This is a genomic window from Vibrio aphrogenes, from assembly GCF_002157735.2.
Taxonomy (GTDB): domain Bacteria; phylum Pseudomonadota; class Gammaproteobacteria; order Enterobacterales; family Vibrionaceae; genus Vibrio; species Vibrio aphrogenes.
Genome location: NZ_AP018689.1, coordinates 1,753,023 through 1,775,256, shown reverse-complemented (window position 1 = coordinate 1,775,256; position 22,234 = coordinate 1,753,023). Strand labels below are relative to the sequence as shown.

Here is a 22,234-nt window from a genome sequence, read left to right as displayed (position 1 = left end):
CTTTATCGTCCTTTATTTAAGTCGTTGTTTTTGATTGCTTCAATAATGACAAATTTATTATTTTCAGCAACGATTGTCACTTGTTGAGATCCAAAAAGCCGAGCTAGTTTTTTGGGATATTCGAGGTGACGATTACCTACGACCAATAATTTACCATTATGGTTCAATGCATCTTTTGCATCACAGAACATTTGCCAAGCAATATGGTCGGTGATGGTATTATTTTGGTGGAAAGGTGGGTTACAAAGTACCAAGTAAGAGCTGTTCTCTTTCATGCCATCCAAACAGTTATTAGCAATCACTTGGATATTCCGTTCCGCCCCTAAATTCGTTTCTAAGTTCTTACGTGCAGAAGCGACAGCCATAAAACTTTCATCAATACTGGTGATGCGAGCTTGAGGGTTGAGTTGCCCTGCTTTAATAGAGAGCACGCCATTGCCACATCCAAGGTCAATGATGTGCCTTAATTCCGGATCGGTTGGGATGTGCTCGAGCATGAATCGAGCGCCGAGATCTAAACTTTCTCCTGAATACACGTTGGCATAATTAGACAGCGTGATGTCTTCGTTATCCACTTTCCAAGTATATTCTTCAGGAACTGGAATAATAGGCATACAGTTTGGTTTTGAAAACACTAAGCGGTGCTTTTTCCAGGCTAACGAAGTGGTGGTCGTGCCGAGGTGTTTTTCAAAGATATTCAAGGTAGAGGTGTGGATCTCTTTGGCTTTATTGACCCCAATAACTTGGACATCCTCATGAAGCGCTTCTCGAAGTTGGGCTAATTGCCAAGTTAGTAGGCGATTACTTTTCGGAATCTGCATTAAGACTAAATCCACTTGTTCTGGAATTGGTTCTAAACTATTTAGAAATTGGATCTTGTGGCAGCGATTACGTTGTAAGTTTTTTAAAGTGCCTTTGTGAGAGATAAAAGAATCACTCATCATGGTTACGTGGTGATGTTCAGAGAACCAGCAAGATAATGCACCAAAGTTGTCGTTGAGAATTAAAATATTGGAACCTTGGGGAAGATTCATGTCTACCACATGATTGATGAGATATTCATCACCGGCATCCCAAGCTTGTAAAGTTTCATTGGCTCGTTTAGGAAAACGCGTCAATAGTAAACGACGATCATGCAAAGTTAATTCTGTTTTCATATTTTATCTTTAATATTCGCTACATAAGAAATGTCATCAAGCGTATTGTGGCAGAAGGGCTCACAACAAGATAGTTCAACACCAATATAACATTGAGTTTATCTGGATTTTCATGCATTTTGGATAAAGAACACTATCAAATAAGGAACAAGATGATGATTCAAGATTTAATCGAAAGAAAACTACAAGCGGCCTTTAATCCAATTCATTTAGACGTGCAAAATGAAAGCTTTATGCATAATGTTCCACCGGGTTCTGAGAGTCATTTTAAAGTGGTGGTTGTGAGTGAAGGTTTTGAAAATAAAAGACTTATTGCAAGGCATCGAGCAATTAATGACGCTTTAAGTGAGGAGCTGGAAAACCATATTCATGCGCTGTCTATTCATGCTTATACAGAACTAGAATGGAAAGAGTTAAATGGTGCGATTCCGGCCTCTCCAAAGTGTGCGGGTGGTGGTCATTAACTCTTAATCAACCGAGGTGGTGAATGTTTGTACCGCGTTATAAACATTAAAAATAATGTGGGTAATTGTGTTATCATCTTGGTGTGTTTATTGCGTTCGTCTATTTAAAGAATTGTGGAGCGCCTCAAAGATATCAATTTTTTGTATTTGTTCTTCCTGATTTACCATTAAAAAAATACCTGAATAGTCGTAATCAGAATGGCAAGCGATTCTAAAAAGATGTTAGAATACGCCACTTAGAAGAGCTTATTGATAAAATTAGGCCTTTTTATACGGATGTTGCGATCCTGTTTTTTCTCTAAATCCAGGGCCGGACACAAAAAGTCGTGTCTTTAAGTTACGCAATTAAAAGAATCTTATTTTCCCTAAATAAAGTAGTGCAAGTGCGTATGATTACAATAAAAAAGGGCTTGGATCTTCCTATTGCCGGAGTTCCTGCCCAGGTGATTAATGACGGTAAGTCCGTCAAAACAGTCGCCTTGCTTGGCGAAGAGTACGTGGGCATGCGTCCAACCATGCATGTTCGCGTTGATGATGAAGTGAAAAAAGGTCAAATTCTTTTTGAAGATAAAAAGAATCCTGGCGTGAAATACACTTCACCTGCATGCGGTAAAGTTATCGAAGTGAATCGTGGTGCAAAACGTGTGCTTCAATCTGTTGTGATTGAAGTAACCGGTAATGACCAAGTGACTTTCGAAAGCTACACAGCAGACCAACTAGCGAAACTTGATCGTGAAGTGATTAAGTCTCAATTAGTTGAATCTGGTATGTGGACTGCATTGCGAACTCGTCCGTTCAGCAAGGTACCCGCTATCGAATCAACTACCCAAGCGATCTTTGTTACTGCAATGGATACTAATCCATTAGCGGCCGATCCTTCGGTAATTATTAATGAACAAGCAGAAGCATTTAAAGCTGGTTTAGATCTTCTTTCAGTCCTTACTGAAGGAAAGGTTTTCGTATGTAAAGCTTCTGTCGAGTTACCAAAATCTGCTCAATCTAATGTTGAAGAACATGTGTTTGCAGGTGTACACCCAGCCGGTTTGGTTGGTACGCACATGCATCATTTGTACCCTGTTAACTTAGAAAATGTCGCATGGAGTATCAATTACCAAGATGTGATTGCATTTGGTCAATTGTTCCTAACTGGTGAATTGTACACAAATCGTGTCGTTTCTCTTGCAGGTCCTGCTGTGAAAGAGCCTCGTTTAGTTCGCACTCACATTGGTGCTAACTTAGATGATTTATGCGACGGCGAAGTGCTACCAGGTGATATTCGAGTGATTTCAGGCTCAGTACTAACAGGTACTAATGCCAATGGTCCACATGCTTATCTTGGTCGTTACCATACCCAAGTTTCTGTCTTGCATGAAGGCCGTGAAAAAGAGTTCTTAGGTTGGGCTATGCCTGGCTCAAATAAGTTCTCTGTAACTCGTTCTTTCTTAAGCCACTTTTTCCCAAGTCGTGTGTTCAATATGACTACAACGACAAATGGTAGTGACCGTGCCATGGTGCCAATTGGTAACTATGAGCGTGTGATGCCGCTGGATATTGAACCAACATTATTACTTCGTGATTTGTGCGCAGGCGATTCTGACAGTGCTCAACGCCTAGGTGTACTAGAGTTGGACGAAGAAGACTTGGCATTATGTACCTTTGTATGTCCTGGTAAGTATGAATATGGCGAGTTACTTCGCGATTGCCTAGACAAAATCGAGAAGGAAGGTTAATTCATGGGCCTTAAGAAATTTATAGAAGATATTGAACCGCATTTTGAACCTGGCGGTAAGCATGAGCGTTGGTTTGCTTTGTATGAAGCTGCAGCCACACTGATGTATACACCGGGTACGGTGACAAAAGGTCGTTCACATGTTCGTGATAGCGTGGATTTGAAGCGTATTATGATCATGGTATGGCTAGCGGTATTCCCTGCAATGTTCTGGGGAATGTATAACACTGGTCATCAAGCCATTGTTGCATTAAACCACATGTATTCTGGCGATCAGCTTGCTTCTGTTATTGCAGGTGATTGGCATTACTGGTTTACCGAAATGCTTGGTGGCACGCTTGCCGCTGATGCAGGTTGGGGCAGCATGATGTTGCTTGGAGCTACCTACTTCCTACCTATTTACGCCGTTGTATTTGCTGTCGGTGGTTTCTGGGAAGTGCTGTTCTGTATGGTTCGTAAGCATGAAGTCAACGAAGGTTTCTTTGTAACTTCAATCTTATTTGCACTGATCGTTCCACCAACACTTCCTCTTTGGCAAGCCGCTTTAGGTATTACTTTTGGTGTGGTTGTTGCAAAAGAAATCTTTGGTGGTACAGGCCGTAACTTCCTAAACCCTGCATTGGCAGGTCGTGCGTTCTTGTTCTTTGCATACCCAGCACAAATTTCTGGTGATGTTGTATGGACAGCCGCAGATGGTTTCTCTGGTGCGACAGCATTAAGCCAATGGGCTCAAGGTGGTCATGGTGCACTAGTGAATACGGTTACTGGCAACTCAATCACTTGGATGGATGCTTTCATCGGTAACATCCCAGGTTCAATGGGTGAAGTTTCGACTTTGGCACTGATTCTTGGTGGTCTGATGATCGTCTACATGCGTATCGCTTCATGGCGTATTATCGCAGGTGTGATGATCGGTATGGCGGCAGTTTCAACCATCTTTAACCTGATCGGCTCTGATACTAATGCGATGTTTGCAATGCCTTGGTATTGGCACTTAGTACTAGGTGGCTTTGCGTTTGGTATGATCTTCATGGCAACCGACCCAGTATCGGCATCATTTACTAATAAAGGTAAATGGGCTTACGGTGCTTTGATTGGTGTGATGTGTGTACTTATCCGCGTGGTAAACCCAGCTTACCCTGAGGGTATGATGCTAGCGATCCTATTTGCTAACTTATTTGCACCTCTATTCGATTACTTTGTCGTTGAGAAGAACGTCAAGAGGAGACAAGCTCGCTATGGCAAATAAAGACTCCATTAAAGGTACGCTAATTACCGTTATCGGCCTGAGCCTGGTATGTTCAGTTGTTGTATCAACAGCTGCGGTACTACTAAAACCAAAACAAGTAGCCAATGCTAAACTTGATGTTCAAAGTAACATTGTGGCGGTTGCAGGTTTTGATGCAAAAAGTCCTGAAGAGATTCAAACTATCTATAAAGAAAGTATTGAACCTCGTTTGATTGACTTATCAACCGGTGAATTTGTTGAAGGTGACGCAAGCAAATATGACATGCGCGCAGCAGCAAAAGATCCTAGCCAATCTATTAAGCTAAACCCAGCAGATGATATTGCTAAAATCATCCGTCTGCCGAATAAAGGCTTAGTTTATCTAGTCAAAGATGGCGATAAAGTTAAAGAAGTCATTCTGCCCGTCCAAGGTAGTGGTCTTTGGTCTATGATGTATGCGTTTGTTGCAGTACAAACTGACGGAAACACAGTTTCTGGTATTACATTCTATGAGCAAGGTGAAACTCCGGGGCTAGGTGGGGAAGTTGAAAACCCGAAATGGCGCGCACAATTTGTGGGTAAAAAGTTATTTGATGAAAATAACCAACCTGCAATTAAAATTGTTAAAGGTGGTGCACCTGAAGGTTCTGAACACGGCATCGATGGTTTATCTGGTGCGACGTTAACAGGTAATGGTGTTCAGCATATTTTCGACTTCTGGTTAGGTAATAAAGGATACGGTCCTTTCCTAGCTAAAGTACGAGCAGGAGAACTGAACTAATGAATGCAAAAGAATTAAGAAAATCTATTGTATCTCCAGTGCTTGATAACAACCCAATTGCACTGCAAGTCTTGGGTGTGTGTTCTGCGCTGGCAGTAACAACAAAGTTGGAAACGGCTTTCGTTATGACATTAGCAGTAATGTTTGTAACGGCATTTTCTAACTTGTTCGTTTCTTTAATGCGTAACCACATTCCAAATAGTGTGCGTATTATTGTTCAAATGGCAATCATCGCGTCACTTGTAATCGTGGTAGACCAAGTACTACGTGCCTACTTCTTTGATATTTCAAAGCAGCTATCGGTATTCGTTGGTCTTATCATTACTAACTGTATTGTTATGGGACGTGCAGAAGCCTTTGCAATGAAAGAAGCACCGCTGCCATCTTTTATTGATGGTATTGCGAATGGTTTAGGCTATGGCTTTGTATTAATTGTTGTTGGTTTCTTCCGAGAACTATTAGGCTCTGGTCGTATTTTTGGCATGCAAGTAATGCCTCTAATTTCAGACGGTGGTTGGTATCAGCCAAATGGTATGATGTTACTAGCACCTTCTGCGTTCTTCCTGATTGGGTTCTTGATTTGGGTTATCCGCGTAATCAAGCCAGAACAAGTTGAAGCTAAGGAGTAATTGCAGTGGAACATTATATTAGCTTACTCGTTCGTTCGATCTTCATTGAGAACATGGCACTGTCTTTCTTCTTAGGCATGTGTACTTTCCTTGCAGTATCGAAGAAAGTAAAAACCTCAATCGGTCTAGGTGTTGCTGTTGTTGTGGTACTAACGGTTGCGGTACCAGTAAACAATTTAGTTTATACCTACTTATTGAAAGAAGACGCATTAGTGCAAGGTGTGGATTTAAGTTTCCTTAACTTCATCACATTCATTGGTGTTATCGCCGCATTAGTACAAATTTTGGAAATGGTGTTAGATCGCTTCTTCCCACCTTTGTACAACGCATTAGGTATCTTCCTACCTTTGATTACGGTTAACTGTGCCATCTTTGGTGGTGTGTCGTTTATGGTTCAACGTGACTATAACTTCACAGAGTCAATCGTTTATGGCTTCGGCTCAGGTTTAGGTTGGATGTTAGCCATTGTTGCGTTAGCCGGTATCCGTGAAAAGATGAAATATTCAGATGTTCCTCCAGGCCTACGTGGTCTAGGCATCACTTTCATCACTGCGGGTCTAATGGCGTTAGGCTTTATGTCTTTCTCTGGTATTCAACTTTAAGGGTAAACGCCCAATAAATAAGGAATAGTCAATGGACATTATTCTTCTTGGCGTCGTGATGTTTACTCTGATCGTTCTAGCTTTGGTTTTAGTGATTTTATTTGCTAAATCTAAGCTGGTTCCAGAAGGTGATATTACGATTTCCGTTAATGGCGATCCTGAGAAAGCCATTACAACAAGCGCTGGTAGTAAACTACTTGGTGCATTATCAAGCTCAGGCATTTTCGTGTCTTCAGCTTGTGGTGGCGGTGGCTCTTGTGGTCAGTGTCGTGTAAAAGTGAAATCTGGTGGTGGTGATATTCTACCAACGGAATTGGATCACATTTCTAAAGGTGAAGCCCGTGAAGGTGAACGTCTTGCTTGTCAAGTTAACGTGAAAACCGACATGGAAATTGAATTACCTGAAGAAATCTTTGGTGTGAAAAAGTGGGAATGTGAAGTTATTTCTAACGATAACAAAGCTACTTTCATCAAAGAATTTAAGATCGCGATTCCAGACGGTGAGTCAGTACCATTCCGTGCTGGTGGTTATATTCAGATTGAAGCTCCTGCTCACCACGTTAAGTACTCAGACTTCGATGTTCCTGAAGAATATCGTGAAGATTGGGATAAATTTAATTTATTCCGTTATGAGTCAAAAGTGGAAGAAGAAACCATTCGTGCTTACTCAATGGCGAACTACCCAGAAGAAGAAGGCATTATTATGTTGAACGTGCGTATCGCTACGCCGCCGCCTAATAATCCTGACGTGCCACCGGGTATCATGTCATCTTACATTTGGTCTCTGAAACCAGGCGACAAATGTATTATTTCTGGCCCATTTGGTGAGTTCTTCGCGAAAGAAACCGATGCTGAAATGGTGTTTGTTGGTGGTGGTGCTGGTATGGCTCCAATGCGTTCACACATCTTTGACCAACTTAAGCGTCTGAAGTCTAAGCGTAAGATGAGCTTCTGGTATGGTGCTCGTTCTAAACGTGAAATGTTCTATGTAGAAGATTTCGACGGCCTAGCGGCAGAGAACGATAACTTTGAATGGCACTGTGCCTTGTCTGATCCACTTCCAGAAGATAACTGGGAAGGTAAGACTGGCTTTATTCACAATGTTTTATATGAAAGCTACTTGAAAGATCATGAAGCTCCAGAAGATTGTGAGTTCTACATGTGTGGTCCTCCGATGATGAACGCAGCCGTTATCGGAATGTTGAAAGACCTTGGTGTAGAAGACGAAAACATCTTACTTGATGATTTCGGTGGCTAAACACTAAGTTGCTGATATTTATGGCTGGCTTGTATAAGTCAGCCATTGTTTTTTCAGAGTATTTATATTAAATCGTACTGATTATTTAACTATCTAATTCGTGTGATAGGGATTAATCATAAAGTGATTGAGCCATGAGTAAATCACCAGGATGTTCTCATTGCCAATCATTTTATTCCGCTGTTATTAAGGAGTAAGCAAGTGCCATTACCTTTCGTTAAACTTGCTCAATCAATAAAAATTTACCTTGTGTCTGTGGTGGCTGTATTGTTGTTAGCTGGGTGTTCAAAGCCGGCTGAGCAAATTCATATTTCAGGCCCAACCATGGGAACTGGCTATAATGTAAAATACATTAATCAAGACGGATTCCCGACCCCTGAAGTTATGCAAACGGGAATTGATAAAGTCTTGGAGAAAGTGAACGACGAAATGTCGACCTATCGTCCTGACTCTGAATTAAGCCGCTTTAATCAACATCAAAGCCGTGAACCTTTTGCCGTATCACAAGACACAGCAACGGTAGTACGTGAAGCATTGCGCATTAATAAGCTCACCGAAGGGGCAATGGATGTTACGGTAGGCCCTATCGTAAACCTATGGGGCTTTGGTCCAGAGGATCGTCCTGATGTAGTGCCAACTCCTGAACAATTAGCTGAGCGTCGTGCGGTAACAGGTATCCAACATTTAAGTGAAACTGGAGATTCTCTGATTAAAGATATCCCAGAGCTTTATGTCGATTTATCCAGTATTGCAAAAGGCCGTGGTACTGATGAAGTTGCCGATTACCTAGAATCGGTGGGCGTTCATAACTACATGGTTGAAGTGGGTGGTGAAATTCGCGTAAAAGGTAAAAATCGCGATGGCGTTGCTTGGCGTATTGCAGTAGAGAAACCGGTTGTTGATCAGCGTTCGGTTGAAAATATTATCGAACCAGGAAATATGGCGATTGCAACATCGGGCGACTACCGTAATTACTTTGAAGAGAATGGCGTGCGATATTCGCATATCATTAATCCAAAAACAGGTAACCCGATTGATAACAAAGTGGTTTCAGTGACGGTACTGGATGCCTCTTGTATGACAGCAGATGGCTTATCAACCGGCCTTATGGTACTGGGTGAAAAAGAAGGTTTGCGCATTGCAAACTTACACAATATTCCTGTTTTGTATATTGTTAAAACAGAGAATGGATTTGAAGAATTTAGTTCAAATGCATTCAAACCGTATTTAAAAGATAAGCAATAATCGAGGCGCATTATGGCAACTTATGGTATTACATTTTTAATTTTTGTCGCGGTAATAGCAGCGATGTCCGTTGGCTATATTTTCCAAAAGAAAGTCGTTAAAGGCAGTTGTGGCGGCCTTGGTGCGGTTGGAGTTGATAAAGTTTGTAACTGCCCTGAACCTTGCGATGCACGTAAAAAGCGTGAAGCAAAAGCAGCATTACGTGCTGAAAAATTAGCAAAATGGGATGATAAACGCATCATGTAAGTGCGATTTTTATCAGCTTTCATGCTCACCTAATCGTGATGTGAGTGTGTATCATACCTCTAAAGAAATGCCTTAATTCGCTTGGATTAAGGTATTTTTTTATCTAAAAGGGGCGGCGATTTCATCAATTAATAGGCGCAACAATAAAATAGTTGGTAAAACTCAGTATAAACGTTATCATTTAAACTGTGTTTTTATACAGTGTTATTGTGCGGTGTGTGGTTATGGGTGAGCGTAAAATTATTCATGTTGATATGGATTGTTTCTATGCAGCTGTTGAAATGCGTGACTATCCACAATATCGAGAGATCCCATTTGCGGTCGGTGGTGATAGTAAGCAGCGTGGCGTTATTAGTACTTGTAATTATGTTGCTCGTCAATACGGCGTACGCTCGGCGTTATCAACCGCAAAAGCGTATCAATTATGTCCACAATTGACGGTTATTCCTGGGCGAATGGAACTGTATAAACAAGTCTCCACTCAGATTCGAGAAATTTTCTCACGCTATACCCACAAGATAGAGCCCTTGTCATTGGATGAAGCTTACTTAGATGTAACGGATAGCCATATTTTGCACGGTTCGGCGACCTTAATTGCACAATCAATTCGCTCTGATATTGAACGTGAATTGAACTTAACGGCTTCTGCTGGTGTGGCTCCGCTTAAATTTCTAGCCAAAATTGCTTCCGATATGAATAAACCCAACGGCCTTACGGTGATCACTCCAGATAAAGTCCAACAAACGATTGATAACTTACCGTTGGAGAAAATACCTGGGGTGGGAAAGGTCAGTATTGAAAAATTGCATCAAGCGGGTTTATATACTTGTTTGGATGTTCGGCAATATTCTTATCCTGAGTTATTACGTCAATTCGGGTTACAAGGCGCGTCATTATGGAAAAAGAGCCATGGTATCGATCATCGAGAAGTGGTGGTCGAACGTCAACGTAAGTCGATTGGTGTTGAACGAACCTTTAATGAGAATATCCATTCTTTTGAGCAGTGTTGGCAAGTGATAGCGCAACAATTACTTCCGGAACTGGAAAGGCGCTTGTGCAAAGCGTCACCAAATAAACAGATTATGAAGCAGGGAATAAAAGTCAAATTTGCCGATTTTCAGCAAACCACGATTGAACATAATTTTCAGGTGTTTAATGCCGAGGATTTCTATCCGTTACTGAAAGAAGTGCTGCAAAGGCAAAAAGGAAGAGAAATTCGTTTATTGGGGGTCAATGTGATGCTAAAACCTGCAGAGTTAGCAAGGCAGTTGTGTTTGATTTAAAAAGTTATTAAGTAGTGAGTCCTTAGTTTCTAAGCAAAGAAACTTATGGGACAAAAGACAAAAGACAAAAGACAAGAAAGCCCCTAAAGACGCAACAAAGCTTCTCTCTAGGGGCTAGGAACTTAAGATTAGTTAGCGTTAAGCTTTTTGTGGAATATTTTCCAAAATAGCAATCATTTGTTCCCAGTAGAGTGCCACGCTGGCAATTTCTACTTTTTCATCTGGTGAATGTGGGAACTTAATTGTAGGGCCAAATGAAATCATATCCATTTCTGGGTATGGGTTTTTAAATAAGCCACATTCTAAGCCTGCATGAATAACCATGATGTTAGGCTTCTTGCCATAAATACCTTCATAAACATCACGGAAAGTATGCATAATTTCAGAGTTAGGATCAGGTTTCCAACCAGGGTAAGCGCCATCAAACTCAATGGTAGCCTCGGCTAGTTTTGCCAGTGAGGTTAAGGTGCTTTCTACATTTTCACGACCAGAGTCAATCAAAGAGCGGATCAAACATAGAATCGTTAGTTTATTTTCTTCGGTTGTAATCACACCAACATTTAAAGACGTTTCAACCACACCTTCAAAGTTGTCATCCATGCGAATAACCCCATTTGGACAAGCATTTAAAGTGGCGATAAAACGACGTTGTACTGCCATGGTAAATGGTGTCAAGGTGGTGTTTGCTTCTGTGATATGAGAAGTGAGAGCCGTTTCAATTTTGCTTAGCTCTTGTTGAACGACTTGCGTATAGTGTTCAAAAGCTTGCGTTAATGCCGCTTGCTGTGTGTTAGGTAGAGCAACCGTAACGGATGCCTCACGAGGAATGGCATTACGTAAGCTACCACCTTGAAACTCAATCACACGTAATCCTAGCTCTTCAGCATGATTGGCAAGGAAGCGCGCTAAAAATTTATTCGCATTGCCACGACCAGTGTGAATATCACAACCAGAGTGGCCGCCTTTCAGGCCTTTCACCGCTAATTTTACGAGCGAATGATCAGCGGGGAGGGCTTCACGTTCTAAATCAAAAATGATGGACGCATTCACGCCTCCAGCACACCCCATATACACTTCACCTTCTTGCTCTGAATCTGTATTGAGCAAGATATCAGCGTCAAGCCAACCTTTCTCTAAAGCAAAAGCACCGGTCATGCCCGCTTCTTCATCGATAGTTAGCAACACTTCTAAAGGGCCATGCTTAATATCAGTTGAGGCTAAAACCGCTAGACAAGAGGCCATGCCCATCCCGTTATCCGCGCCAAGGGTAGTGCCTTTGGCTGTGACCCATTCACCATCGATGTATGGTTGGATAGGATCTTTGGTAAAGTCGTGAACAGTGTCTTCGTTTTTCTGTGGCACCATGTCAATGTGAGCTTGTAGAACGACTTTCTTCTTATTTTCCATACCTGCGGTAGCTGGCTTTGTTATAAAGACATTACCGGCTTGGTCGCGCTTAACGGGTAAATTTTGAGACTGAGCCCATTCGACAATGTATTGAGCTAATGCTTCTTCATGTTTTGATGGGTGAGGGATAGAACAGATTTTGTCGAAAAATTGCCAAAGTGGCTGGGGAGAAAGTTGGCTGATTTCAGAATGTTGATTCGTCACACGCGACTCCTAATAGAAATGGGTGAATACCGGTTAGACAGAGAATGGGGTGAACGTATTTCACGGCATCATTCTTGTTTAGGTATATCTAGTATTTGCTCATAGATTAGCAGAATTATAGAGGTTTACGTTAATAGATAGAATAATGCTACTTGAAAGTGAATATGTACAGCATAGACGAGCTAATATTGATAAATCTTTACTTATTCTTATCTTAAATACTGCTGATGTTGCATATTTGGTAATTTAACTACCGATTAGTGTGATTTTAATACGATATTTACACGTTTAATGATTTTTTGTTTGTAATTTTATTACGATATGGGTATTATATCGACACTTCTTTGAGAGTCATGGCACATGCTCAGTATTTTCTCAGAGGTGAGCAGGTTCATGGTTTGTTATTCCTAGATTTCACGATTTGTTGAGTCTACAGAGAAACCACCTCTTGTTTTATATTACCCCTATTGTTGAGAATCGATCTGCCTGTAGATAGGTAAACTACATTCTACCGCCACCTAATCTTTTAGGTGGCGTTTTTTTATAACTAAAAAACAAGAAGAAAAGATACTGAGCAATATGATGAGAGGTTTTCTAATTTATTGATATAAAAAGATAATATCATGCATTGTTGAAAGGGGTTGATAATTCGACGCTCTTTAATGATACCGGTAACGGATATTTGGTTGATAAATTGATAATTAAATAAATAATTTGAGCAGATTCAGATTGCTTTCATGATTATAATTTGGAAAACTACACGCCTTTTTATTAAACGATTGCGCAATCGTTTATCGTTGCCGATGCGCTCATTGTAGGGATATATCATGTTAGAAAAGTTTTTTAAGTTATCGGAACACGGCACCAACGTGAAAACCGAAGTTTTGGCCGGTGTAACCACCTTTTTAACGATGGCTTACATTATTTTTGTTAACCCAGCGATTCTCTCACAAGCTGGAATGGATCATGGTTCTGTATTTGTCGCGACTTGTGTAGCGGCGGCGATTGGCTGTTTCATTATGGGTATTTATGCGAACTACCCAATCGCACAAGCTCCGGGGATGGGGCTAAATGCTTTCTTTACCTATACCGTTGTATTAGGCATGGGGCACACATGGCAAGTAGCATTGGCGGCGGTATTCTGCTCTGGTGTGCTTTTTATACTGCTAAGTTTATTTAAAGTGCGTGAATTGATTATTAACGCGATACCAATGTCATTACGTTTAGGCATCTCAGCGGGTATTGGTCTATTTCTTGCGCTGATTTCATTAAAAAATGCCGGTATCGTGGTAGGTAATCCTGCAACACTAGTGGGTGTTGGCGATTTAACCTCGTTACCAGCAATACTTGGGGCATTAGGCTTTGTCTTAACGATTGTATTAGTACATCGTGGTTTTAAAGCCGCGGTTATGATCGCTATTTTAGTGGTTACGGCGATTGGCGTATTAGCGGGTAATGTTGAATATCATGGTATTATGTCGCTTCCACCGAGTATTGAACCAACGTTTTTAAAATTAGATTTTTCAGCTATTTTTGATGTTGGCATGATTTCCGTTATTTTTGCTTTCTTGTTTGTTGATTTATTTGATACAGCTGGAACTTTAGTTGGTGTCGCCAATAAAGCGGGTTTTGTGGGGAAGGATGGGAAAATTCCTCGTTTAAACAAAGCCTTATTAGCTGATTCAACTGCAACATCGATTGGTGCGTTATTGGGTACTTCAAACACCACATCATTTGTTGAGAGTACTGCCGGGGTTGCGGTTGGTGGACGTACAGGTTTAACTGCCGTTGTTGTTGGTATTTTATTCCTACTTGCATTATTCTTCTCGCCATTAGCGGGTATGGTGCCAGCGTATGCAACAACAGGCGCATTATTTTATGTGGCCATTCTGATGTTATCAGGCTTGGTTCATATTCAATGGGACGATTTAAGTGAAGCTGCCCCGGTTGCAGTGGTTTGCTTATTAATGCCTCTAACTTTCTCAATCGCAGAAGGAATTGCCATGGGATTTGTCACTTATGCAGCGATTAAACTGTTAAGTGGTAAAGCACGTGAAGTGCACTTTGGCGTTTGGATTCTAGCCTTAGTCTTCTTATTAAAATTCATTCTGACGGGTGCGTAATCGCCATTAGGCTAAGCGTATCTTGGAACTAAAAAAACAAAGCAGGTTTATATTATGAGTAATAAATTCATTATCACTTGGGACAACATGCAAATGTATTGTCGTCAATTAGCAGCCAAACAAATGCCAGCTGAGCAGTGGAAAGGCATTGTTGGTGTAAGCCGTGGTGGTTTAGTACCTGCTGCGATTTTAGCGCGTGAACTAGGTATTCGTTACGTCGATACTATTTGTATTTCTAGCTACGATCACGATCACCAACGTGAAATGCGTGTTCTAAAAACTATCGAAGGTGATGGTGAAGGTTTCTTGATCGTTGATGACCTTGTCGATAGTGGTGATACTGCACGTCATATTCGTCAAATGTACCCGAAAGCAAAATTAGTAACAGTATGTGCTAAGCCTGCAGGTCAAGAGCTAGTTGATGAGTACATTGTCGATATCGCACAAGATACGTGGATTGAACAGCCTTGGGATATGACGCTTCAATTTGAAGAACCAGTAAACCGTAAGCAAAAATAAGATTTACTCGTTTTTCCTTTAATTACAAACCCTGCATCGATGATGTGGGGTTTTTTATTGAGAAAAAAAGACTCATTCAGGTTATGCTAGAACAAACCCATCAGTGAGGAGAAATAGCATGCCAACATTGAAACATGATCCGGTACAACATCGTTACGAAGTAGAAGTTGTGGAAGGCTTTTGGGCACATTTAGATTACACCGTACAAGGTGAGGTTTGGAGTATTACTCATACTTTTGTCCCTGATGAGTTACGAGGACAAGGATGTGGTAAAGTGTTGATGGAAAATGTTTTAACCGATATTCAAGCACAAGGTAAAAAAATTCGACCTATTTGCAGTTATGCCGTGGTGTATTTACAACGCCATCCTCAATGGCAGCACTTGCTCGTATCATGTGATTGAGTGTGGTTGTTTTCTTTCGTTACAGCAAAAGTGGAGATATTCCTTGGAGCCAAGCAGTAAGAACTTATCAGAGTCTTTATTCAAGAAGCATCAACATGCAGAAGAAACATCAAGTTTAATTAGCTATTTGTCTGAAAGCCAAGCCTTATTAGAAGAAACGCAACAGCGAACTCAGAGCGCTTGGTATCGTGCTTTAAGACGAATGCAGTGGATTTGGCAGGGCTTAAACCCCATCGAAATCGAAGCAGTTTTGGCTCGTATTGCCAGTTCTGGAAATAAGCATAACCACCCTGATTGGTTGGATACAGTTGCGGGATATCGTCCCGGTAATTGGTCTTATGAATGGGTGCAACAAGGCATGTCACACCAAAGAAAAGCGGCCTTACTGGAAGGAGTAGATGCGTCAGATGAACTGTACCTAGCCAGTTTATGCTTTGGCATTGCGAGTTATCCTCACTTAAAAGGTGACAGTTTGTCGATTCAAGGGCAAGTTCTCGCAAATAAAGTGTATAACGAAGCGATGCAGCTTAGCCCTTATGTGACCAAGCCGCTCGAAATTCCTTATAAAAACAACAAAGTGATGGCAACGCTACATTTACCTCATACCGATAAACCTTTACCGATCGTGATGGTCAGTGCTGGTATTGATAATCTACAAACGGATATGTGGCGATTGTTTAAAGATTACCTCGCGCAACATGAAATTGGGATGTTGACGGTTGATATGCCAGGAATTGGCGCAAATGTGCATTGGACATTAACTGAAGATTCGAGTTGTTTACATCAAGCGGTATTAAATGCTTTGCCATCGATTCCATGGGTTGACCATTATCGAGTTGGTTTATTAGGCTTTCGCTTTGGCGGCAACGTGATGGCTCGTTTGTCATTTATTGAGCAAGAAAAAATTAAAGCCTGCGTTGCCATCGGTGCACCGATTCATGACTTATTATCAAGCTCCGAACAGCTTGGCATGATGCCTAAAATGTATGTCGATACCTTAGCGTCACGCATGGGGAAACACTCAGTCGATATTTTAAGCTTTGCTAAACAAGTACGAGCATGGTCATTAAAATCACAAGGATTGTTGGCAGGAAGAGCCACGCCTGTGCCGATTTTAGCGTTAGGGCTTGAGGGCGATCCGGTTGGCTCTAAACAGGATAACCAAAGCTTGGCCATGTTTAGCCAAGGAGGTAAGTCACTTCAATTGAAAAGTAAATCGCTTTCAAAAGGGTATGATCAAGTCCTCACTTCCGCGGTCGATTGGTTAAAATCTGCGCTTAATCAGTGACATTTGTGATTAAATGATTAACTATGGTGGCTTAAGAAAATACCATTCTTAATGATCATATACGTTATGGAGAATTATGATGACAGATGGATCTGCACCAACACACTATCGTTTAATGACAGCATTAAAAGCGATCGGCCCTTATCTGCGTGAAGGTGAATGTAACGTTGATGCCTACCTTTTTGATTGTTTATCCGTTTGTGTCGACGATAAAAAATCACCAGAATGCCGTGAGTTTTGGGGCTGGTGGTTAGAATTAGACAAGCAACAAGATGCTTTTATTGCCAATTACACCTTGGGTCAATATGATGAAAAAGGCCAATGGCTTGAGGTCGATATCCCTGAAAGCGCTCAATCAGAAGTTGAAAGAACACTAGAGAACTTTCATCAAAAATTGGTGAATGTTTTATCTGGCAATTACCACTACACCGTAAGCTTACATAAAAATTCTATAGATACCTTATAATTCTATAGCTACCTTATAGTAGCGTGAGTACCGGATTAGGGGGATCTTATTGTCAAGAGTGTAACGACTGGAAAGCATCCTTTAAGGCGTGTTGGTAGATAATCTGCCACACGCCTTATCTTTTACTTGTTAAATGCTGTTGGTATTGATAAAACAATTGAATCATTTTTTATTATTAGTTTATCTTTGACAGGAATCACATGTCAGCTCAATCTGCTTCAACTCAACGTGAGCAAAATAGCGCACAAACCTCCCAGACAATCGTGGTTAAGCTTGGTACCAGTGTTTTAACTGGTGGCACTTTAGAAATTAATAAAGCTCGTATGGTTGAGCTTGTTCGTCAATGTGCAGAGCTTAAAAATCAAGGTCATCATATTGTAATCGTTTCCTCTGGTGCCATTGCAGCGGGTCGAGAGCATTTAGGTTATCCCGCCTTACCCAACTCAATGGCAAGTAAGCAGCTACTCGCAGCCGTTGGGCAAAGCCGTTTAATTCAGGTATGGGAATCATTATTTGAGCTCTATGGCATAAAGATTGGGCAAATGTTGCTGACACGTGCCGATTTAAAAGATCGTGAACGTTTTTTGAATGCACGTGACACCATCAATGCATTGATTGAGCACGGTATTGTTCCTGTTGTAAATGAAAATGATGCAGTTGCAACCACAGAAATTAAAGTGGGAGATAACGATAACTTATCGGCCTTAGTGGGGATTTTATGTGGCGCTGATAAGCTCTTATTACTGACCGATCAATCCGGTCTTTTTACCGCAGACCCCCGTAAAGATCCGAATGCGGAATTGATTCGAGAAGTGAAAACCATTGATGAGACACTGAGAAAAATTGCAGGTGGCAGTGGGACGACTCTTGGTACTGGTGGCATGGCAACCAAATTACAAGCGGCAGATATCGCTCGCCGTACTGGTATTGAAGTGATCATTGCCGCTGGGAGTAGCCCGAATGTCATTATTGATTTGGTCAGTGATAAGCCTCAAGGGACTCGCTTTTTAGCTTTAGAAGAATCATTGGAAAACCGCAAACGTTGGATTTTGGCAGGCCCTGCCTCTGTAGGCGATCTTATTATTGATGACGGTGCGGCCACTGCGGTGATTCAACGTGGCAGCAGTCTGCTTGCTAAAGGTATTACGCAAATCAAAGGCGCATTTTCGCGAGGAGATGTGGTTCGCTTACGTGACCAACATGGCCAATTGCTGGCCAAAGGCATTGTCAGCTATTCTGATTCGGAATTGCAATTATTAATCGGTAAACACAGTACGGAAATTGAAGCTACCTTGGGCTACGAATACGGTTCAACCATCATTCATCGTGATGATCTTGTAGTCATTCAAGAATAAGTCAGACTCTAAAGAATAAAGGAATACATTGTGGATTTAACATTGATGGGCCAAGCGGCAAAGCAAGCCTCTTACCAACTTGCAACAGCATCGACAGCACAAAAAAATAATGCTTTGTCGATTATTGCTGATGAGCTTGAAGCTAATGCTAAGGTAATTTTGGCCGCAAATGCTAAAGATATTGAACTCGGTAGACAAGCAGGACTGACAGAAGCGTTACTTGACCGATTATTATTAAATGAACAACGTCTCGCAGGCATTGCTGCTGATGTACGTAATGTGATTAGCCTGAATGATCCCGTGGGCAGTGAATTAGACAGCAAAGTCTTAGAAAATGGGATGTCGTTGGCCAAGCGTCGAGTACCACTCGGGGTCGTCGGTGTCATTTATGAAGCGCGCCCGAATGTAACGATTGATATTGCGGCGTTGTGCCTAAAAACAGGGAATGCCAGTATTTTACGTGGGGGGAAAGAAACCTTTTTTTCCAATATGGAATTAGTCAAGGTGATTCAAATTGCTTTACAAAAAGCCGGCCTACCTGCGGCGTCAGTGCAATATATTGAAAAGCCGGATCGTGAATTGGTTTCCCAGCTACTCAAATTGGATGATTATGTCGATATGATCATTCCTCGCGGTGGTGCAGGTTTACATAAAATGTGTAAAGAAAACAGTACCATTCCTGTAATTATTGGTGGCTTTGGGATCAGTCATATTTTTGTCGATGAAACTGCAGATTTAGCGAAATCTATCGATGTGATTGAAAATGCAAAAGTACAACGTCCATCGGCTTGTAACTCTCTTGATACGTTATTGGTGCATGAAAAAGTTGCCGCAGAGTTTTTACCTAAATTAGCACAACAGCTCGGTGAAAAAGTGGCTTTAGTGGTTGAGCCAAAAGCAAAAGCAATATTAGGTGAGAACCCACAAGTACGCGATGCTCAAGAAGGTGATTTTGATACTGAATGGTTAAGTTACACCTTAGGCATTAAAGTAGTCTCTGAGATTGCAGAGGCGATTGAGCATATGCAAGTTCACAATGCCAGCCACTCTGATGCCATCATGACGGAATCGCTTCGAAACGCAGAATTATTCATTAACTCGGCCGGTTCTGCTGCTGTCTATGTGAATGCGTCTACACGTTTTACGGATGGTGCTCAATTTGGTCTTGGTGCCGAAGTGGCGGTCTCTACGCAAAAGCTGCATGCTCGTGGCCCTATGGGCTTAGAAGAGCTCACAAGCTATAAGTGGGTGGGTAAGGCGGATTATTTAATTCGACAATAAACAGCCAAATCTCGTGACTCGGAAGCTCGTTTCTCGACGTTGTCCTTTCCGAACTACGAAGTTACCAGAAACAAAAAAGATCGCGATTTAAGTCGCGATCTTTTTTTATGCTTATCGTAACGCTAGAAACTCAAAATTAACCTTTTTTTTCGAGTAACGAGTAACGAGTAACGAGTAGCGAAGCGCCCGCATACCGAGCTTCGTTGTTTACTTAATCTCAATCCCTTGTGCCTGCATATCCGCATGATAGGAAGAGCGTACAAATGGGCCACAAGCTGCGTGAGTAAAGCCTAGTTCTAGAGCAATTTCTTTTAACTCATCAAACTCAGAAGGCGGGACATAACGTTCCACTGGCAAGTGATGGCGGCTTGGTGCGAGATACTGCCCTAGGGTAAGCATAGTAACGCCGTGAGCACGTAGATCTTTCAGCACTTCGATGATTTCTTCTTTTGTTTCACCTAAGCCCATCATTAATCCTGATTTTGTTGGGATATGTGGGTGCTGCTCTTTAAATTTTTGCAGTAATTGCAATGACCATTTGTAGTTGGCCCCAGGACGTGCTCGGCGATATAAGCGGGGCGCAGTTTCTAGGTTATGGTTAAAAACATCGGGTGGATTATCTTTTAATAACTCTAAGGCGACATCCATGCGACCACGAAAGTCCGGGACTAAGGTTTCAATCTTAATATGCGGGCTTTGTTCTCGAATCGCTTTATTACAATCGGCAAAGTGTTTGGCTCCACCATCGCGTAAATCATCGCGGTCAACAGAAGTGATCACGACGTATTTCAATTTCATGTCTTTAATGGTTTGCGCCAGCTTTTGAGGTTCATTGGCTTCGGGAGCATTAGGGCGGCCATGAGCGACATCACAGAAAGGGCAACGACGAGTACAAATGGCCCCAAGGATCATAAAGGTGGCTGTGCCATGATTAAAGCACTCGGCAAGGTTAGGGCAAGAAGCTTCTTCACAGACAGAATGCAGGTTATTTTTACGCATTGCCGCTTTAATGTCTTGAATACGTTGGCTGTCACTTGGCAGTTTGATCTTCATCCATTCTGGTTTACGTAGAACTTCTGATTTTTCTACGGCAACAGTTTTAGTGGGAATTAATGCCATTTTATCAGCGTCGCGGTACTTAACGCCTTGTTCCATTTGGATTGGTTTACTCATAACTTCCTACTTTTTAAAGCGGTTCAATGTAATTAAGCTTTGCAAATTGTGTTATTGACTGACTCGTTAGCGAGGCTGGTCGGTGATATCAACTTGGCAATATTTCAGCTGTTGAGTGATTTGTTGTATTAGGGCATGTTCAACAGTATGGATATCGTTTGGTCCATTAACATCTTTTACTTGTACCATTTCCATTCCAGCATAACCGCAAGGGTTAATACGCAAAAAGGGAGATAAATCCATATTAACGTTAAGCGCTAGACCATGAAAAGAGCAGCCTTTACGAATGCGTAGTCCTAGCGAACAAATTTTTCGAGAATCGACATAGACACCAGGTGCATCGGGGCGAGCGGCCGATTCAATATTGAATGACTTGAGCGTTTCTATCACGATATTTTCGATATGGCTGACCAGTTCACGTACACCAATATGTTTACGGCGTAAGTTTATCATGAAATAGGCGACAATTTGTCCAGGTCCATGATACGTCACTTGTCCTCCACGGTCACTCTGTACGACGGGAATATCACCAGTATTCAATAAGTGCTCAACTTTACCAGCTTGTCCTTGAGTGAAGACAGGGTTGTGTTCGACTAACCAGATTTCATCTGGAGTATGCGCGTCACGTTCATCGGTAAAGCGGTGCATGGCTTGCCAGACGGGTTCATAGTCTTGACGGCCCAATTGTCGGATGATGATATGTTCAGGAGAGGCGATCGCGGGTTCCACTATCTCGACGTGTTCTGTTTGACTATCCATGCACAGATTCCTAAAGCAAAATGGAAGAATGGGGTGTTATTGTATTCGATAGAAAGGATCAGGCTAATAGTATAAACCGAATTGCTCAGTGTAAATACTGATGAAGAGTAAGGGTATAGCGCTGATCCTCGATGGAAACAATAGTATTACAGTACCATTCTAACGATTTCAATATCGCCAAGTTCTTTATACAGAGTTTCAACTTGCTCGATTGATGTTGCTGTAATGGTAATAGATACGGAATGGTAAGTACCTTTACCACTTGGTTTGACGTTTGGAGAATAATCGCCAGGGGCGTGCTGTTGAATAACACTCAATACCAAATCGGGTAATTCAGGTTTTGCATAGCCCATAACTTTGTATGTAAATTGGCAAGGAAATTCAAGTAAGTCTCTTAGTTTTGGTTGCTCTTGCATACCGTACTCCTGAAGGGAAAGGTGCGATAAAGCGTGCATAGTAATGGGATCAGCGTCGGATCTCAACACTCTGAGTCTATCTATATCGCATAGTTTATGCTGTTTAGTTGTTTATCTATAGATGGGGGGAAAATAAAAATAATAAAGCCTATGAAATAATTATCTTTTTTCTTGAGGCTGTATTGATAGTCGTGAAAACAAAAAAGCCGCCATTGGCG

The 22,234-nt window shown here is 41.6% G+C and carries 22 protein-coding genes; 17 read left to right on the top strand and 5 right to left on the bottom strand.

Annotated features, from left to right (window positions below; all coding sequences use genetic code 11):
* Positions 1-2 precede the first annotated feature (2 nt).
* Complete coding sequence (locus tag VCA1004_RS08100; RefSeq protein ID WP_086983261.1) at positions 3-1,157, bottom strand: methyltransferase; 1,155 nt, start codon at positions 1,155-1,157, stop codon at positions 3-5.
* A gap of 155 nt (positions 1,158-1,312) precedes the next feature.
* On the opposite strand from VCA1004_RS08100, the gene bolA reads away from it, so the two are divergent.
* The 10 genes from bolA to dinB all read left to right on the top strand — a co-directional run bounded on the left by bolA (position 1,313) and on the right by dinB (position 10,622).
* On the top strand, positions 1,313-1,621 hold the full coding sequence (gene bolA, locus VCA1004_RS08095; RefSeq protein ID WP_086984640.1) for a transcriptional regulator BolA: 309 nt from the start codon (positions 1,313-1,315) through the stop codon (positions 1,619-1,621).
* Positions 1,622-2,010: 389 nt separating this feature from the next.
* Complete coding sequence (locus VCA1004_RS08090) at positions 2,011-3,351, top strand: Na(+)-translocating NADH-quinone reductase subunit A (protein ID WP_086984641.1); 1,341 nt, start codon at positions 2,011-2,013, stop codon at positions 3,349-3,351.
* Positions 3,352-3,354: 3 nt separating this feature from the next.
* The gene (locus tag VCA1004_RS08085) at positions 3,355-4,599 is read left to right on the top strand and encodes an NADH:ubiquinone reductase (Na(+)-transporting) subunit B (RefSeq protein WP_086983263.1); all 1,245 of its coding nucleotides are present in this window, start codon (positions 3,355-3,357) and stop codon (positions 4,597-4,599) included.
* Positions 4,589-5,359, top strand: coding sequence for a Na(+)-translocating NADH-quinone reductase subunit C (locus VCA1004_RS08080; protein WP_086983265.1), 771 nt, complete (start codon positions 4,589-4,591; stop codon positions 5,357-5,359). Before VCA1004_RS08085 ends, VCA1004_RS08080 begins: the two co-directional genes overlap by 11 nt.
* Positions 5,359-5,988 (top strand): NADH:ubiquinone reductase (Na(+)-transporting) subunit D, encoded by a 630-nt coding sequence (locus tag VCA1004_RS08075; RefSeq protein ID WP_086983267.1) that lies wholly within the window; start codon positions 5,359-5,361, stop codon positions 5,986-5,988. Before VCA1004_RS08080 ends, VCA1004_RS08075 begins: the two co-directional genes overlap by 1 nt.
* Before the next feature lie 5 nt (positions 5,989-5,993).
* A complete protein-coding gene (nqrE, locus tag VCA1004_RS08070) occupies positions 5,994-6,590 on the top strand; it encodes an NADH:ubiquinone reductase (Na(+)-transporting) subunit E (RefSeq protein ID WP_086983269.1) in 597 nt (198 codons plus the stop codon).
* A gap of 31 nt (positions 6,591-6,621) precedes the next feature.
* Positions 6,622-7,848 (top strand): NADH:ubiquinone reductase (Na(+)-transporting) subunit F, encoded by a 1,227-nt coding sequence (gene nqrF / locus VCA1004_RS08065; RefSeq protein ID WP_086983271.1) that lies wholly within the window; start codon positions 6,622-6,624, stop codon positions 7,846-7,848.
* Between the two features lie 234 nt (positions 7,849-8,082).
* The gene (locus tag VCA1004_RS08060) at positions 8,083-9,093 is read left to right on the top strand and encodes an FAD:protein FMN transferase (protein ID WP_086984642.1); all 1,011 of its coding nucleotides are present in this window, start codon (positions 8,083-8,085) and stop codon (positions 9,091-9,093) included.
* 12 nt (positions 9,094-9,105) lie between these two features.
* Entirely contained in the window at positions 9,106-9,339 is a 234-nt protein-coding gene (gene nqrM / locus VCA1004_RS08055; RefSeq protein WP_086983273.1) for a (Na+)-NQR maturation NqrM, read from the top strand.
* A 224-nt stretch (positions 9,340-9,563) separates the two neighbouring features.
* A complete protein-coding gene (dinB, locus tag VCA1004_RS08050) occupies positions 9,564-10,622 on the top strand; it encodes a DNA polymerase IV (protein ID WP_086983274.1) in 1,059 nt (352 codons plus the stop codon).
* 138 nt (positions 10,623-10,760) lie between these two features.
* Here dinB and VCA1004_RS08045 read toward each other — a convergent pair whose 3' ends face one another.
* Positions 10,761-12,233, bottom strand: coding sequence for an aminoacyl-histidine dipeptidase (locus VCA1004_RS08045; RefSeq protein WP_086983276.1), 1,473 nt, complete (start codon positions 12,231-12,233; stop codon positions 10,761-10,763).
* Between the two features lie 827 nt (positions 12,234-13,060).
* On the opposite strand from VCA1004_RS08045, the gene VCA1004_RS08040 reads away from it, so the two are divergent.
* The 7 genes from VCA1004_RS08040 (at position 13,061) to VCA1004_RS08010 (ending at position 19,668) form a co-directional block, all read left to right on the top strand.
* Positions 13,061-14,356, top strand: coding sequence for an NCS2 family permease (locus VCA1004_RS08040; RefSeq protein ID WP_086983278.1), 1,296 nt, complete (start codon positions 13,061-13,063; stop codon positions 14,354-14,356).
* 54 nt (positions 14,357-14,410) lie between these two features.
* Positions 14,411-14,875 (top strand): xanthine phosphoribosyltransferase, encoded by a 465-nt coding sequence (gene gpt, locus VCA1004_RS08035; RefSeq protein ID WP_086983280.1) that lies wholly within the window; start codon positions 14,411-14,413, stop codon positions 14,873-14,875.
* 118 nt (positions 14,876-14,993) lie between these two features.
* The gene (locus VCA1004_RS08030; RefSeq protein WP_086983282.1) at positions 14,994-15,278 is read left to right on the top strand and encodes a GNAT family N-acetyltransferase; all 285 of its coding nucleotides are present in this window, start codon (positions 14,994-14,996) and stop codon (positions 15,276-15,278) included.
* Positions 15,279-15,321: 43 nt separating this feature from the next.
* A complete protein-coding gene (gene frsA / locus VCA1004_RS08025; RefSeq protein ID WP_232012583.1) occupies positions 15,322-16,566 on the top strand; it encodes an esterase FrsA in 1,245 nt (414 codons plus the stop codon).
* 76 nt (positions 16,567-16,642) lie between these two features.
* A complete protein-coding gene (gene crl, locus VCA1004_RS08020; protein ID WP_408646849.1) occupies positions 16,643-17,032 on the top strand; it encodes a sigma factor-binding protein Crl in 390 nt (129 codons plus the stop codon).
* A gap of 200 nt (positions 17,033-17,232) precedes the next feature.
* Entirely contained in the window at positions 17,233-18,387 is a 1,155-nt protein-coding gene (proB, locus tag VCA1004_RS08015) for a glutamate 5-kinase (protein WP_086983288.1), read from the top strand.
* 30 nt (positions 18,388-18,417) lie between these two features.
* Positions 18,418-19,668, top strand: a complete 1,251-nt coding sequence (locus VCA1004_RS08010) for a glutamate-5-semialdehyde dehydrogenase (RefSeq protein WP_086983290.1) — start codon at positions 18,418-18,420, stop codon at positions 19,666-19,668.
* A gap of 207 nt (positions 19,669-19,875) precedes the next feature.
* On the opposite strand, the gene lipA is transcribed toward VCA1004_RS08010, so the two are convergent.
* From lipA to ybeD, 3 genes are all read right to left on the bottom strand, one after another.
* Positions 19,876-20,841, bottom strand: a complete 966-nt coding sequence (gene lipA / locus VCA1004_RS08005; protein ID WP_086983292.1) for a lipoyl synthase — start codon at positions 20,839-20,841, stop codon at positions 19,876-19,878.
* 66 nt (positions 20,842-20,907) lie between these two features.
* On the bottom strand, positions 20,908-21,600 hold the full coding sequence (gene lipB / locus VCA1004_RS08000; RefSeq protein WP_086983294.1) for a lipoyl(octanoyl) transferase LipB: 693 nt from the start codon (positions 21,598-21,600) through the stop codon (positions 20,908-20,910).
* 146 nt (positions 21,601-21,746) lie between these two features.
* The gene (ybeD, locus tag VCA1004_RS07995; RefSeq protein ID WP_086983296.1) at positions 21,747-22,016 is read right to left on the bottom strand and encodes a DUF493 family protein YbeD; all 270 of its coding nucleotides are present in this window, start codon (positions 22,014-22,016) and stop codon (positions 21,747-21,749) included.
* Positions 22,017-22,234 lie beyond the last annotated feature (218 nt).